The organism is Croceimicrobium hydrocarbonivorans (assembly GCF_014524565.1).
Classification (GTDB): Bacteria; Bacteroidota; Bacteroidia; order Flavobacteriales; family Schleiferiaceae; genus Croceimicrobium; species Croceimicrobium hydrocarbonivorans.
In genome coordinates this window covers 642,550-656,664 of sequence record NZ_CP060139.1, presented here as the reverse complement: position 1 = coordinate 656,664, position 14,115 = coordinate 642,550, and the positions used below count along the sequence as shown (strand labels likewise).

Annotated in this window: 15 protein-coding genes; 13 read left to right on the top strand and 2 right to left on the bottom strand. The window is 42.2% G+C overall.

Annotation, left to right across the window (positions count from 1 at the left end; translation table 11 throughout):
• Nucleotides 1-198 precede the first annotated feature (198 nt).
• A complete protein-coding gene (locus H4K34_RS02970; protein ID WP_210759350.1) occupies nucleotides 199-888 on the bottom strand; it encodes a zinc metallopeptidase in 690 nt (229 codons plus the stop codon).
• 84 nt (nucleotides 889-972) lie between these two features.
• Here H4K34_RS02970 and surE point away from each other — a divergent pair, with 84 nt between their 5' ends.
• From surE to H4K34_RS02905, 13 genes are all read left to right on the top strand, one after another.
• Nucleotides 973-1,743: a 5'/3'-nucleotidase SurE gene (surE, locus tag H4K34_RS02965; RefSeq protein WP_210759349.1), complete on the top strand. Its 771-nt coding sequence runs from the start codon at nucleotides 973-975 to the stop codon at nucleotides 1,741-1,743.
• A 31-nt stretch (nucleotides 1,744-1,774) separates the two neighbouring features.
• Complete coding sequence (locus H4K34_RS02960; protein ID WP_210759348.1) at nucleotides 1,775-2,062, top strand: hypothetical protein; 288 nt, start codon at nucleotides 1,775-1,777, stop codon at nucleotides 2,060-2,062.
• Nucleotides 2,063-2,128: 66 nt separating this feature from the next.
• Nucleotides 2,129-3,238: a lipid-A-disaccharide synthase gene (gene lpxB / locus H4K34_RS02955; RefSeq protein ID WP_210759347.1), complete on the top strand. Its 1,110-nt coding sequence runs from the start codon at nucleotides 2,129-2,131 to the stop codon at nucleotides 3,236-3,238.
• Between the two features lie 22 nt (nucleotides 3,239-3,260).
• Complete coding sequence (locus H4K34_RS02950; protein ID WP_210759346.1) at nucleotides 3,261-4,403, top strand: SpoIID/LytB domain-containing protein; 1,143 nt, start codon at nucleotides 3,261-3,263, stop codon at nucleotides 4,401-4,403.
• A gap of 213 nt (nucleotides 4,404-4,616) precedes the next feature.
• Nucleotides 4,617-6,554: a polysaccharide biosynthesis protein gene (locus tag H4K34_RS02945; RefSeq protein ID WP_210759345.1), complete on the top strand. Its 1,938-nt coding sequence runs from the start codon at nucleotides 4,617-4,619 to the stop codon at nucleotides 6,552-6,554.
• Complete coding sequence (locus H4K34_RS02940) at nucleotides 6,551-8,143, top strand: hypothetical protein (RefSeq protein WP_210759344.1); 1,593 nt, start codon at nucleotides 6,551-6,553, stop codon at nucleotides 8,141-8,143. Before H4K34_RS02945 ends, H4K34_RS02940 begins: the two co-directional genes overlap by 4 nt.
• Nucleotides 8,143-8,730 (top strand): exosortase family protein XrtF, encoded by a 588-nt coding sequence (xrtF, locus tag H4K34_RS02935; RefSeq protein WP_210759343.1) that lies wholly within the window; start codon nucleotides 8,143-8,145, stop codon nucleotides 8,728-8,730. Before H4K34_RS02940 ends, xrtF begins: the two co-directional genes overlap by 1 nt.
• Nucleotides 8,723-9,193, top strand: coding sequence for an exosortase F system-associated membrane protein (locus H4K34_RS02930; protein WP_210759342.1), 471 nt, complete (start codon nucleotides 8,723-8,725; stop codon nucleotides 9,191-9,193). Before xrtF ends, H4K34_RS02930 begins: the two co-directional genes overlap by 8 nt.
• Nucleotides 9,194-9,291: 98 nt before the next feature.
• Entirely contained in the window at nucleotides 9,292-9,978 is a 687-nt protein-coding gene (locus H4K34_RS02925) for a YceI family protein (protein ID WP_210759341.1), read from the top strand.
• Nucleotides 9,979-10,046: 68 nt separating this feature from the next.
• Nucleotides 10,047-10,745, top strand: coding sequence for a RadC family protein (gene radC / locus H4K34_RS02920; protein WP_210759340.1), 699 nt, complete (start codon nucleotides 10,047-10,049; stop codon nucleotides 10,743-10,745).
• A 52-nt stretch (nucleotides 10,746-10,797) separates the two neighbouring features.
• A complete protein-coding gene (locus H4K34_RS02915; protein WP_210759339.1) occupies nucleotides 10,798-12,078 on the top strand; it encodes a polysaccharide deacetylase family protein in 1,281 nt (426 codons plus the stop codon).
• On the top strand, nucleotides 12,075-12,995 hold the full coding sequence (locus H4K34_RS02910) for a GNAT family N-acetyltransferase (RefSeq protein ID WP_210759338.1): 921 nt from the start codon (nucleotides 12,075-12,077) through the stop codon (nucleotides 12,993-12,995). The genes H4K34_RS02915 and H4K34_RS02910 overlap by 4 nt, the downstream gene beginning before the upstream one ends.
• Complete coding sequence (locus tag H4K34_RS02905; RefSeq protein WP_210759337.1) at nucleotides 12,992-13,699, top strand: YjjG family noncanonical pyrimidine nucleotidase; 708 nt, start codon at nucleotides 12,992-12,994, stop codon at nucleotides 13,697-13,699. Before H4K34_RS02910 ends, H4K34_RS02905 begins: the two co-directional genes overlap by 4 nt.
• On the opposite strand, the gene H4K34_RS02900 is transcribed toward H4K34_RS02905, so the two are convergent.
• A complete protein-coding gene (locus tag H4K34_RS02900) occupies nucleotides 13,644-14,057 on the bottom strand; it encodes a hypothetical protein (protein ID WP_210759336.1) in 414 nt (137 codons plus the stop codon). The genes H4K34_RS02905 and H4K34_RS02900 overlap by 56 nt on opposite strands.
• Between the last annotated feature and the right edge of the window lie 58 nt (nucleotides 14,058-14,115).

Sequence of the window (14,115 nt, the reverse complement as noted above, 5' to 3'; positions counted from 1 at the left end):
TTTCCGCGGCCGGGATAGAAACGGAAAACCCGCAGGACTGGGGCTGATGCAGCCGCAGGATGAGGAGCCGCAGGGACTAAGGCCCCGCAAGACCTTGCGGATGCTAGCACCAGACCGAGGATTTGGAGTGGATAGCCCGCATGCCGCCCAAAAAAAAAGCCACCCCGTAGGATGGCTCATAAATAGAAATAATAAAACTTAATCATCGCCGCCTCCTAAAAAGGAGAGGTAGTAGGCCAATTGCGTAATAGAAGCTAAGGCTCCCACCACATAGGTATTGGCGGCAGAGTTTAGTGCATCTTTAGCCATGGCATGTTCTCCATGACCAGTTATACCTTTTTGTTGCATCCAAGCCAGGGCTCGATTGCTGGCATCGTATTCTACCGGTAGGGTTACCACACTAAATAGGGTGATGGTGGCTTGCAAGGCAATCATAGTATAGATAACATATTCGAAAGGGAACATGTTAACAACAAAGGCTCCCAAGAGCATAGCAATAAAAATGTATTGCATAATCCGGGAGCTGAAACTTACAATAGGAACCATGGCAGAACGGAAACTTAACCAGCTATATGCTTTAGCATGTTGAACGGCATGGCCAACCTCATGGGCTGCAACTGCTGCTGCAGCTACCGAGCGTTGATCGAAAACCCAGTCACTTAAGTTTACCGTTTTGTTCTTGGGGTTGTAGTGGTCGGTTAATTGACCAGGCGTGGAGATTACCTGAACATCGTAGATGCCATGATCATGTAACATTTGCTCTGCGATTTCTCTACCACTTAGGCCATTGTGCAAGCTGATTTGGCTGTATTTCTGAAATTTAGCTCTCAGGCGGTTCTGCACTAGAAAGCCGATGAACATGAAGCCAATAATTATTATCCAGTACATTTTAGTTCAATTTATAAGAGCTTAATGTGCAAAGCCTATGCCCGGTTTAATGAATAGTAATAGCTTTGGGTATAATTTGAAGAAATGGCAGAAAAACCCTTGATTCTGGTTTGTAATGACGATGGAATTACGGCCCCCGGTATTCGCAATTTGATTAAGGTGATGAATGAATTGGGGGATGTAGTGGTGGTAGCACCGGATAGTCCTCAAAGTGGAATGGGGCATGCAATAACTATTACGGGTATTTTACGCTGTGATCCAATTCGAATTGATGAAGGTCCGCAAAGTGAATACAGCTGCAGCGGTACACCGGTAGACTGCGTCAAGTTGGCAGTGAATGTGGTTTTAGATCGTAAACCTGATTTGGTGGTAAGTGGAATAAACCATGGTAGTAATGCCTCCATCAATGTTATATATAGCGGAACCATGTCGGCCGCCATGGAAGGTTGCCTGGAAGGAATTCCTTCGATTGGCTTTTCACTGTGCGACTTTGCCTGGGATGCCGATTTTAAACCGGCCTTACCTTATATCAAGAAAATTGCGGCTAAGGTTTTAGCGGAAGGCTTACCTCAAGATGTGGTCTTGAATGTGAATATCCCAAAATTTACGGGGGAGCCTTATAAGGGAATTAAGATGACCCGTCAGTCGCGCGGTAATTGGGAAGAAGAATTTGATTCGCGCAAAGATCCTCGCGATCGTAATTATTATTGGCTAACTGGAAAGTTTGTGAATTATGATGCGGCCAAAGATCATGATGAGCAAGCCCTGGCTGATTACTATATCAGCGTGGTGCCGGTTAAAAGTGATTTAACCGCGCATGAGCATTTAAATCGATTAGTCTCCTGGGAGCTTTAATACTAGTCTCCGAAAAACACGTTTTAGTAGTATGAAATCTAAAGGGACTCTGATTGCCGGCTTTATAACGGGTTTGCTGGTACCTCTTTTAAGTATGTATTTGATCGCTCAGTTCCGACCCGAACTTATGGCGATTCAGCGATTTGATTTTAGTGAGGTTAAGCATTTAAATATGCAATTGATGACCATCACCATGTTGCCCAATGCTGCCTTGTTTTTTGTAGCGCTTCGTTTTGAAAATGAGGATTTTGGTCGTGGTTTAATAAGTGCCACCATGCTGCTCTTAGCTGCGGTGTTTATCTACAGATTCTTGTTGTAAAGTTTTCTGAACCCTTTGAAAGTCAGTAAAACAGATCCGTAATTTTGGGTCCAAATTGAGCTCTACTTGAAGTACTATATCATTGCAGGGGAGGCCAGTGGCGATCTCCATGGAAGTAATTTAATCAAAGCCTTAAATAAGAAGGATCCGCAGGCAGAAATTCGTGCTTGGGGTGGAGACCTTATGGAGGCCCAGGGCGCTCATTTAGTTAAGCACTATCGTGATTTGGCCTTTATGGGCTTTGTGGAAGTGTTGATGAACCTTCGCACCATTTTGCGAAATCTTAGCTTTTGTAAAGCGGATATTGATAGCTATAATCCGGATGTTTTGATCCTCATCGATTATCCGGGCTTCAATATGCGAATTGCTGAATATGCCAGGCAGAAAGGCATAAAGGTGGTCTACTATATTTCTCCTCAAATTTGGGCCTGGAAGCAAAGTAGGGTTCATAAGATTAAGCGAGATGTAGGCTTAATGTTGACCATCTTACCCTTCGAAAAGGAATTTTACCAGCGTTTTGATATGGAGGTTTCCTTTGTGGGACATCCATTATTAGATGCTATTCAGAATCGTCCGGACTTTAATCCGGCTGAAAGAAGAGCAAGCCTGGGATTAGGCGAATCTCCATTGATAGCCTTATTGCCGGGCAGTCGTAAGCAGGAAATTCGAGCCATGCTTCCTTTAATGATCAAGACGGTAGAGTCCATGGGGCTTAACTGGGTTGTAGCAGGTGCTCCTTCTCAGGATTTAGCTTTTTATGAAGAGGTGAGTGCTCGCAAGAATCTGCCGATCATTTTCGGAAAGACCTATGAAATTCTGGAAATCGCCGATGCTGCTTTGGTGACATCTGGAACGGCTACTTTGGAAACCGCTTTGTTTGAAGTGCCGGAGGTGGTATGTTATAAAGGATCACGCATTAGTTATGAGATTGCCAAGCGCCTGGTGAAGATTGATTATATCTCATTGGTAAATCTGGTGATGAATCGGGAAGTGGTTACTGAATTAATTCAGCATGATTTTAGGGAAGATCGTCTAAAGGCTGAATTGCAGAATTGTTTGAAGGAAGATAGCCGCTCGGCAATTTTGGCGGATTATAAGGAACTAAAGGAAAAGCTCGGGGGAGCTGGGGCTTCAGAGAGAGCCGCGGAGGAAGTAATAGAGTATGCGAGTGCATAGGTTTTTAGTGTGGGTACTTCTAATGCTGGCTTTCACGAAGGCTGAAGCATTAGATTTAAAAGTTAGACTGTATTCTGATCAGGCGATTCAACGCTTTCTGATAACCCCGGATAGTGCCAAATTTAAATTGTTGGCTTTGCATTCGGATGGATCGGTTTTGGATACGATCTATGATATTTACCCTAAGGATCCTTCACGCACCTTTGTGGTTTCAGTAAAAGGCAAAAGGCTGCAATTAAAGCTTGGCGATGAAAGCTTAGGTGAGTTTGAAGGTCTGTATTTCGAAGGAGTAGATAGCTTGCATCAATTCAGAATTACCGCTAATAAGCGCAACCGCAGCTATTTTGGTGGCGTACGGGCCTTGGTTCGCGGTGGGCAAATGCAGATCGTTAACATCGTTAACCTGGAGCATTACGTTGCTGGAGTGGTAGAAAGTGAAGCGGGCCATGTTCCAGAATTGGAATTCTTTAAAGCACAGGCGGTTTTAGCACGGACTTTTGCTCTACGTAACCTGGGTAAGCATGAAGCCGAAGGCTATAATCTAAAGGATGATGTGAGTTCGCAAGTGTACTTTTCTAAGGCTCATTATACCCATCGGGATTTAATTCTTAAAGCAGTTGCTGCGACTCATGATACGATATTGGTGAACAAAGATTGCAGTTTGGTCCTTAGTGTTTTTCATGCGAACAGCGGTGGGATGACGGTAAACTCAGAAGATGTATGGCTAAAGCCAGTGCCCGAGTTAAAGTCGAAAATCGACAGTTTCAGCATTGGGGTTGGATCTTATTCATGGGAGAAAAGAATTAATTCGCAGCGTTTCTTTTCCTATTTCGCGAGGATGTTTGGCGTTAAGAATGATGCAGAATTGCAAAAGGCCTTATTGAACTTTGAACAAAAGGAAAGACAAAAGAACTTCACATACAAAGGAAAGAGTCTAAAGCTTACCACTGTTAGACATGATTTTAAGCTTCGTTCAACTTATTTCACAGTTGAATTAGACGGAGAAGATGTGCTATTAAAAGGCAAGGGTTTTGGTCATGGGGTTGGTCTTTCGCAAGACGGAGCTATTGAAATGAGCAAAAGAGGCTATAGTTATAAGTCGATTTTAAGTCAGTACTTTTTTGAAGTAGAACTTGAAAATAAAGACCACATTTTAGTCAATTGATTAGTAATTTTGCTGGCAAAACCTAAACCTTGGAGTAGTCTAATATTGACTACTAAATAAGCCGCAGTTAAGCTTGTTTTAAGTTTTCAGAGCTATGGATTGTATTAGTGTGAAATATTCTGAATCAAGCGTGGAACCAAGGAGAAGCTTATTTTTTTTCCTACCTTTGACCTCGGTTAGGGGAAAGGAGATTAGAAATTAACGGCCAAGCCTATGATTAGGAAGTTTATCCTACGGAATTCGGATCGGTTTCTCTCCAGATGGATAGTTCTTGTCTTCGATTTATTTATTGTCATTGGTACCTATGTTGCCTCTGTCATTCTCCGTTTCAACTTTGAGTATCTCGATATTCCCAAGGGAATCATCGGTGATAAGATTCCCGTAATTGCCTGTGCGTATCTAATCGGATTTGCAATAGCTCGATCCCATATTGGTGTAATTCGCCATACGGGGGTTAGTGATGCTTGGAATATTTTCAAAGGTTCCTTTATTGCAGTAATTATACTCGGAGCCCTCTCCACCTTAAGTCTTAATTTCTTTCAGCCCTTTAGCGATTTTTTAGCGGTATCTAATTCCATTTTGTTAATCCACTTTTTATTGAATGTGGTGATTCTGATTGGAACACGATTTTTAGTCAAATTACTCTATGCACGCTTTCAAACCTCTCATGAGGTTAAGGCTACTCGGGTAATGATCTATGGGGCCGGAGCATCAGGTATAATTACCAAGAATACTTTATTCCACGATACCAGTCGGGAATACCAGATTGTGAATTTCATTGATGATAATCCCAGTAAGGTGGGTAAGTCGATTGAGGGAATTCCAATTATTTCCAATGAAAAGGCTTTCTCTATAGGTCATTTAGAGAAAAACCTGGTAGATCAGGTGATTATCTCTATTCAATCAGCACTTCCCAATGCTCGCCGCAATCAAATTGTAGATCAGTGCTTGCAACAAAACTTGCAGGTGAAGGTAGTACCGCCAGTTAGTAGTTGGATTCAAGGGGAACTAAGTACTAAGCAGATTAAGCCAGTTCGTATTGAGGATCTATTAGAACGTGATCCGATTGTACTGGATAGCGAAAATATTAGCCGTGAATTACGAGGTAAAAGAATCCTTGTAACGGGAGCGGCTGGATCTATCGGTAGCGAAATTGTACGTCAGTGTTTACATTACCAACCTGAGCAAGTAGTTCTTTTAGATCAGGCGGAGTCTGCTTTATATGAACTGGAACTGGAGCTGAAAGGTAAATTCAAAAATTTCGCAGATATAGCGAATTGTGTAATTGGCGATGTGCGAGATTTTAGCCGGATGCGCAGAATCTTTGATGTGTTTAAACCCAATATTGTATTTCATGCTGCTGCCTATAAGCATGTACCTCTTATGGAGGACAATCCTTATGAAGCGGTTGGGGTTAATGTTTTAGGTACCAAGAACGTGGCTGATCTGGCCGTTGAGTTCAATGCGGAGAAATTCGTGATGGTAAGTACCGATAAAGCGGTAAACCCTACTAATGTAATGGGTGCTACTAAGCGAACTGCAGAACTGTATACCCAAAGTTTAGGAAAGAAGGTAGAAGGTAAAGGAACACAGTTTATCACTACTCGCTTTGGGAATGTATTGGGATCTAATGGTTCGGTTATTCCGGTATTCCGCCGTCAGATTGCAAAAGGAGGTCCTATTACAGTTACACACAGAGAGATTACCCGTTATTTCATGACTATTCCTGAGGCCTGTAATCTGGTTTTAGAAGCAGGTTGCATGGGCCGTGGAGGTGAGATATTTGTATTTGATATGGGCGAATCCGTAAAGATTTATGATCTCGCCAAGAAAATGGTGAAGCTTTCGGGATTGGATTTGGGTAAAGACATCGAAATTGTAGAAGTGGGTTTAAGGCCTGGAGAGAAGTTATACGAAGAGCTTCTTACTGGTAAAGAAAATACCTTACCTACCCACCATAAGAAGATCATGATTGCCCAGACGCAAACCTTGAATTATTCACAGTTGCTTCTTGCCTTAGATCGTTTGGGAGCTGCGCATCAAGGCAGTGATAATCTGGAATTGGTTCGGGCTTTAAAATCAGTGGTTCCAGAATACATCAGTAAAAACTCAGTATTCGAAAGTCTTGACCTCAAGACCGCTTTAAAATGAGATTAGCCCTTAGGCTGCTATTAGTATTGGCCTTTCCTGGTCTACTCTCAGCACAATATCAGTTTCGTCATCTTAATAATTTTAATCACTTAACAGAAGATAGTCGCTTGTATGCGCAAGATTCTGTTTTTCATACCGGCATTCGCCCTTTTAACCGACTTCAATTGGGAATTTCCAATGAGCTTAAAAAGGTTCGGACTGAAAAGGGCTGGTGGCATCGAAAGCTATGGCAGGAAAGGCTCATCACCGTTAGTGATCAAGATTATTCCTTCAGTATAGATCCCTTAGTAAATTTCCAATACGGCTATGAGGAGAATGCTGATTATCGTTTCATCAATACCCGTGGTTTTATACTCGAAGGTCGAATAGGTCAGAAGTTCAGTTTCTATTCCACTTTCTTAGAAAATCAGGCACGTTTTCCTACTTACATCTCGAACTATGCTCAATTGAGAAGGGTGATACCTGGACAAGGATCTTTAACTCGTCCTTTTGGGGCAGGGGGCTATGATTATAGTTTTTTCACCGGGGAGTTATCCTATCAAGCCAATAAGTATTTCACCTTTACGGCAGGTCAGGGACGTAACTTCTTTGGTGAAGGATATCGATCCATGCTATTGTCGGATGCCAGTTTTAGCTATCCCTTTTTTAGAATTGAGACTAATGTTTGGAAGTTTAAGTATGTAAACCTCTGGGCTCAATTGTACGATACCCGAAAGGAAGCCCAGGTCAATGAAGGCATCCTGGCTAAAAAGTACTTGAGCAGCCATTTACTGAGTATCGCAATTAATGATCGTTGGAATTTAGGTCTGTTTGAATCGATCGTATACGGGGATACCAATCAGCTGCAAGGATTAGATGCCAGTTTTTTTAACCCCATCGTTTTTTATCGCCCAGTTGAGTTTGCCGTGGGTTCCCGTGGTGGAAATGCTCTAATGGGATTGCAGACTTCCTATAAGTTCAATAAGGCCCGAATGATCTACGGTCAATTTATTCTGGATGAATTTCAACTGTCTTCCATAACCGCTGGTGAAGGTAGTTGGGTGAATAAATACGGTTGGCAACTCGGATTTAAGGACTACGATGCCTGGGGAGTAAAGGGACTTTTTCAAAGGCTGGAGTACAATGCTGCCAGACCTTATACCTATTCACATCGGGTAGTACTCACTAATTATGCCCATTATGGTAGCCCATTGGCGCATCCTTGGGGGGCGAATTTTCATGAGCTGGTATTTCAAAATATTTACAAGAAGGCTCGCTGGGAAGGGGAACTACATCTTAGCTATGGCATACGAGGCAATGACCCAAAGGGTGAGAACTGGGGTTCGGATGTTTACCAGAGCTATGAAAGCCGCATGCAGGATGAAGGGAATCAGATTGCACAAGGTGCAAAAGGCGATTACTTTTTCCTCAATTTCAGGGTAGCTTATGTGGTAAATCCAGCCAGTGGATTAAAGCTTGAAACGGGTTTTAGGTTTCGCAGTTTCGAAACCGAACTGGGAAATACGGTTTCACCGATGCTGGAAGGGCAGAGCTTGTTATTTATCTTTGGTTTAAGAACTGATTTGTATAATTCCTATTACGATCTCTGATGTGGAAGGAATTTAAACCTACCATTTTATTTCTGATCAAGTTTATCAGTATTTACCTGGTGGGCAGTGGCTTGTACGGCTATTATATATCCAATTACGATCTTCAGGAAAAGCTTGACCCTATTACCCGCTGGGTTACCTATCAATGTGCCGGAACAGCAGGAATGTTTGGATATGATTCAGAAGTGGTGCAGAACGACCACCTAGCACGGGAAGAGAATGCCGAACAAACCTATGATAGCCTTTGGCTGGATAGAACCTATGCCATTTCAGTGGAAGAAGGTTGTAATGGTATTAACATCATGATACTCTTCGTCGCTTTTGTGATTGGCTTTGGCGGAAAGTTTTTGAATACACTTTTGTTTATCCCAGCCGGATTGCTCTTTATTCACTTTGCCAATTTGGGGCGTCTTATGCTACTGAGCGTGCTGAATGTGGATTTTGATGGAAAGGGATTTCACTTCTTTCATAAGTATGGCTTTACGGCTGTATTATACCTGGCCATATTGATTCTATGGTATTTCTGGGTCATGCATTGGAATGGTAAGAGCCGAAGCCTCGCCAAAAAATCGGAGAAAGATGCTTAGGCAGATCCTGAGAAGTCCAAAAAGACTTTTACTCCTGTTGGTAGGTTGTTTAGGATTATTCCTGGTTTATTTCTTTCAGCATTATCTGGATTTCTACCATTTATTTCAAGGCAAGGCTCCACAGGAATTGAACTATAGCAGTGATTTTATTGAAGTCGATCCCAGGGTCTTTTCCGTTAATAAGGTAATCCGATACCTTTTGAACGACCTTTTTGCCATGGCTCTTATCAGTGCACTCTTTCCGCAAGGACGCTATGTTCGCTTTGCACTTTTTGTGCTGATGTTTGGTTTGTTTATCCTGGTTCCTATTTATTTATGGCTGTATCTATCTCAGCCTGTTGGCTTCAGTTCATTAATCGGGCATTTACATCGACTGGTAATGAATCCGGTACTAATGATGCTTCTGATCCCTGCATTCTTCTATCAAAAGCGCTTGATTGAAGAGCAAGTGCAAGAGCCCTAAAATTTTTTTTAAAAATGAACAAGCTAGCTATTGCTAGGTTATTTCTCTGTTGTACTTTTGTTCAGTGTTTAAACATCAATTTCAAAAAAAGATCAAAAATGAAAATCGCTAAACAAATCTTTGCATTGAGCGTAGCAGCTAGCATGGTGGCTTGTAATAATGCACCTGAGGCCAATGTTCAAGCTGAAGACGCAAAACAAGTAGATGAAACAAAATCTGCTGAAGCTGTTACTTATGCTGCATTAACCGACGCTGATGAAATTAGCTGGAGAGGTTACAAAACTTATTCTAACAGTGAGCACACTGGTGTAATCCAAGTGACTGAAGGTGAGTTTAAAGTAAAAGAAGGTCAATTAGTAGGTGGTGAGTTCACTATCGACATGAATTCTATCCAGAATTCTGACGTTGAAAGTGATGAGTACCGTGCTAAATTGGAAGGACACTTAAAGAGCCCTGACTTTTTTGCGGTTGACTCTTTCCCTACTGCTACTTTCGTTATTACCGAAGTAAGTCCTGCTGATGCTGGTGCCGAATCTGGAGCTACTCACAATGTAACCGGTAACCTTACCTTACGTGGTATTACCAAGAGCATTACCTTCGGAGCTAAAGTAAGTGTTGATGATAATAATGTTAGCCTATCCGCAACTAAAGTAATCATCGATCGTAGCCAGTGGAACGTTCGTTTCCGTTCTACTTCTTTTGCACAATTTGCAGATATCGCTAAAGAAGAAGCTATCGACAACAGCATTGAATTGAACCTGAATATTCAGGGAGCAAAGAGCTAAAAAAGCGTTTCTTAAATATATAAGGCCTCTGTTATCACAGGGGCCTTTTTTATTTTCGGACAAAAGATATGGGCAGCTCCGTTTATGGTCGTGCAATTAAAGATTGGTCGGAAGATGATCAGCCCAGAGCTAAAATGATTAACAAGGGCCCATCTGCATTAAGCGATGCTGAGCTACTCAGTATATTAATGGGTAGTGGAAAAACCGGGCAATCGGCCCTAGATATTTCACGCCATATATTAGAATCGGTGAGCCATAATCTTTTGGAGTTTTCACGCTTGAGCATAGATGATCTTGAAGGCTTCGAAGGAGTGGGACCGGCCAAAGCAGTGCGATTGCAAGCAGCGCTCGAATTAGGCAGGCGCCGCGAATTGGCAGGCGCCCTGCAAAGAAAAATGGTATCCTCAAGCTCAGATGCTTATTCTGTACTTAAATCGAAATTGTCGGATTTAAGGCATGAAGAATTTTGGGTCCTTTTTCTCAATAATCGCAATCAGGTCTTAGCTCAACAGCGTATTAGTAAAGGAGGCTTAAGTGGCACCACCGCTGATCCTCGTGAGGTGTTTCAGATTGCCTTGAGATTGCAGAGCACTGGGATTATTCTGGCTCATAATCATCCTAGCGGAGCACTCCGTCCCAGTGCTTCAGATGATCGCTTAACTCAACAAATGAAAGCCGCCGGCGAATTATTGGTTATTAAGGTTTTAGATCACTTGATCATAACCGAATCAGGATATTTCAGTTATAGTGATGAGGGGGAGCTTTAATCCATAATCACCTCCTTATCTTTGCTGCATGATCCTCTTATACACCACCGCAATGAGCCCGCGTATACGCTATGTAGCGCGACTTGTATTCCAGAATTTGCTGGGCCTCGAATTGCGTTTTACTCATGATAAAGAGGAATATCTTCTATCCACTTTACCGAAAATCAACTACTCAAGAGATTTCTTGCAGAGTGGAATTTATTTGCAGTGCGCTCATCTTTTGTTTGAAACCGATATTTCCGAACAAGAGCTTAAACCAGGGCAATACAAGGGAGTGCCAACTCTGTTTCAAAGCTCTCAGCAATCTCATTTACCTTTCGATCCTTTAGCTGCCTCCTTTTATTTGGTGAGTCGCTATGAGGAGTATATGCCTTTTATACCGGATGAGCATTTGCGTTTTCCAGCCCAAGAGTCTATTCTCTATAAAATAGATGCCTTATCCATTCCTCTGGTTAATGCCTGGGCCGAAATAATTGCCGATCTTCTCAAAGAGCAAAACCCCAGTATTGAGTTTAAGAAACCCCAGTATCAGTTTTACAATTCGGTAGATATTGATAATGCAGCGGCCTTTTTAGGGAAAGGTATCTTTAGAGCTTTGGGAGGCTATCTTCAGGATATTATATCTCTAAATTTCAGAAGAGTACTGGCCCGCAGTCGTTGTATTTTTATAGGGGAGAAGGATCCATTTGATACCTTCGATTTTGTACTCTCTTTACAGGAGAAGTATAAATTCCAAACTATATACTTTGCCTTATTTGGGCGAATGGGCCAATACGACCGTAGTCTCACTCGCTATAGTACCCGCTTGCAACGCTATTTGAAGGGAATAGCAGATTTCTGCGAAATGGGCATTCATCCTTCTTACCGTTCTAATGATAATTACGATTGGCTGGAAGAAGAAATAACAGCCTTGCAAAGAGTACTGAAAAAGGACATTACCAAGAGTCGCCAGCATTTCCTAAAACTCAAATTCCCTAGTACCTATCGGAATCTTTTACAATTGGAATTAACGGATGATTATTCCATGGGCTATGCCTCGGAGCACGGCTTTAGAGCTGGAATTTGTACCCCCTTTCGTTTTTACGATTTGGAGCAGGAGATTGAAACCCCACTGCTTATTCATCCCTTTCCTTTTATGGATGGCACCTTTATTTATTATCTCAAGCAAAAGCCAGCCGATGCCTGGCCCATTATTGAATACTATATCGAAACCTATCGTAAATATGGTGGTGAGCTAATTCCTATTTGGCATAATCGTATTTATAGTGAGAAAGAAGCGGAATGGGAAGGCTGGAATGAGATTTTCGAAAAAATGGTGAAAGCGGCAGTATGATTCAGTTGCGCTCGCAATCTTATCTCGACTTAAAAAAGTACGATAGCTGTGTACAAAGAGATGCCTCCAGTTTGCCCTATGCACATTCCTGGTATCTCAATTCAGTATGTGAGCAGTGGGAATGCTTGGTTCTCGACGATTACGATGCCGTTTGGCCCTTGCCCTATCGCCGTAAATGGGGGCAGAAATATTATTACCGTCCCTATGGCATCCAACAATTAGGAATTTACAGCAAGAAGGAATTAAGTGATGAGGTAATCGCTTCCTTTTTAGCCGAATTATCACGACAAGTTCGCTTTGCGGATATCTACCTCAATGAAGGCCAGAAATTGGAGATCAACTCCAAAACCAGTTGGCAATTTCAAGCCCAGCCCAATTTGCTCTTGGAAATGGGGCGCTCCTACGAAAAGATCTACCAGGGCTTTAACACCAATCTTCGGCGTAAGCTCAAGAAAAGCTCCAAGGAGAATTTTGAGTTATTTGAAAACGATGGACCGGATGTTTTACTCAAGCTCTTTCGCGAAAATCAAGGTGAGGAATTAAAACTGCCGGAAGCCTTTTATCGTGATTTTAAAAAATTGCTCTTTCAATTAATGCATAAGGGCCTTGCTCAGATTTATACCCTTTATGGTGGTCCTAATCAATTAGTGGCAGGGGCTTTTTTCTTGCAGTATCGCGAGCGAAGCATTTTCCTTTTTTCCGCTACTTCAGACTATGGGAAAAACTCCAATGCCATGGCGCATTTAATTAATGAGTATATAATCTTCCATTCCGAGAAATTTAAGATCCTGGATTTTGAAGGATCGAAGCAAGCAGGATTGGCGCGTTTTTATGCCTCTTTTGGTGCGCAGGAAGTTCAATATCCTCGTTTGTATTTAAACCGTTTACCCTGGCCTTTGTCCAGCTTTCGCCGATGAAAAGCAAATACCAACATCTCTTTTTTGATTTAGATCACACCCTTTGGGACTTCGAAACCAATTCGCAAGAAGCATTGCTGGATTTATACCAACGCTATGATTTGGAGCATCAGCTTAATGCGCCGGTACAGGATTTCTTAAAGGCCTATTATCAAATTAATGATGCCCTTTGGAAATTGTATCGCGAAGGAAAAGTGAGCAAAGCGGAATTACGCCATCAACGTTTCCAAAAGGCCTTTCACAGTTTTGGACCCTTAGACGAGCTGGTCATCGCTAAATTTGAAGAGGAGTATATGAGCCTGGCTCCCCAAAAAACGGCCTTAATGCCAGGTACCTTAGAGATGTTAAGCGAATTGAAAGAGCATTTTACTATGCATATCATTACCAATGGCTTTGAAGAAACCCAAAAAGTGAAATTGCAGGGTAGTGGCTTGGCGCCATTTTTTGAAGTTTTAATGTGCAGCGATACCTTGGGGGTTAATAAGCCCGAGTCCAAGATTTTTGTAAGTGCATTAAAAGAGGCCGGTGCCAATCGAAAGAATTCCCTGATGATAGGTGATAATCTCCAAGTGGATATATTAGGCGCCCGCAATACGGGAATAGACCAGGTTTATTATAATCCCCAAGGGGAAAGCCATAATGAGAAACCTACTTTGGAGATTCGTCATTGGTCAGAGCTTCCTGCCTATTTGCTTCAGGCTTAAGCCGAGATCGGTTTTTATAATGATAAGCAGTGTATTGATAACTGCCATTTAATGGGCTGCGCTTTACACTGATCCGAACGCTAATTTCATCACCCGCACCCACACCTGGGAAGGTGGCTAAATCACTCTTAACAGCCTGTGTGCTCCAATAAAAGGTGAATAGAAGCGTATCACCAATTTCAATTCCATAGGGGTTAGGATCTACTTTTTCTATGCGTAGAACCGCACGATCGTCTGTGCCTTGCAAGGTGAACAGCACCTTCGCATTTATAGGAAAGGTTTCAATAGGAATTACCTGTCTTTCTTGTCCTTTTAGGCCTAAACCCAGGAGAAGAAAGACTAAAAGCCAAACACGCATGCCTCGAATTTTTCTCAAAGGTAGCAGGGAACTCAAGAATAGCAAGCGCTCATGAGCA

Coding starts and splice junctions, on each gene's coding strand:
- H4K34_RS02940 (WP_210759344.1), top strand. CDS start 6,551: ATGAGATTAGCCCTTAGGCTGCTATTAGTATTGGCCTTTCCTGGTCTA.
- H4K34_RS02970 (WP_210759350.1), bottom strand. CDS start 888: ATGTACTGGATAATAATTATTGGCTTCATGTTCATCGGCTTTCTAGTG.
- H4K34_RS02945 (WP_210759345.1), top strand. CDS start 4,617: ATGATTAGGAAGTTTATCCTACGGAATTCGGATCGGTTTCTCTCCAGA.
- H4K34_RS02905 (WP_210759337.1), top strand. CDS start 12,992: ATGAAAAGCAAATACCAACATCTCTTTTTTGATTTAGATCACACCCTT.
- surE (WP_210759349.1), top strand. CDS start 973: ATGGCAGAAAAACCCTTGATTCTGGTTTGTAATGACGATGGAATTACG.
- H4K34_RS02960 (WP_210759348.1), top strand. CDS start 1,775: ATGAAATCTAAAGGGACTCTGATTGCCGGCTTTATAACGGGTTTGCTG.
- H4K34_RS02910 (WP_210759338.1), top strand. CDS start 12,075: ATGATTCAGTTGCGCTCGCAATCTTATCTCGACTTAAAAAAGTACGAT.
- H4K34_RS02915 (WP_210759339.1), top strand. CDS start 10,798: ATGAGCCCGCGTATACGCTATGTAGCGCGACTTGTATTCCAGAATTTG.
- H4K34_RS02925 (WP_210759341.1), top strand. CDS start 9,292: ATGAAAATCGCTAAACAAATCTTTGCATTGAGCGTAGCAGCTAGCATG.
- H4K34_RS02930 (WP_210759342.1), top strand. CDS start 8,723: ATGCTTAGGCAGATCCTGAGAAGTCCAAAAAGACTTTTACTCCTGTTG.
- H4K34_RS02950 (WP_210759346.1), top strand. CDS start 3,261: ATGCTGGCTTTCACGAAGGCTGAAGCATTAGATTTAAAAGTTAGACTG.
- xrtF (WP_210759343.1), top strand. CDS start 8,143: ATGTGGAAGGAATTTAAACCTACCATTTTATTTCTGATCAAGTTTATC.
- H4K34_RS02900 (WP_210759336.1), bottom strand. CDS start 14,057: ATGCGTGTTTGGCTTTTAGTCTTTCTTCTCCTGGGTTTAGGCCTAAAA.
- radC (WP_210759340.1), top strand. CDS start 10,047: ATGGGCAGCTCCGTTTATGGTCGTGCAATTAAAGATTGGTCGGAAGAT.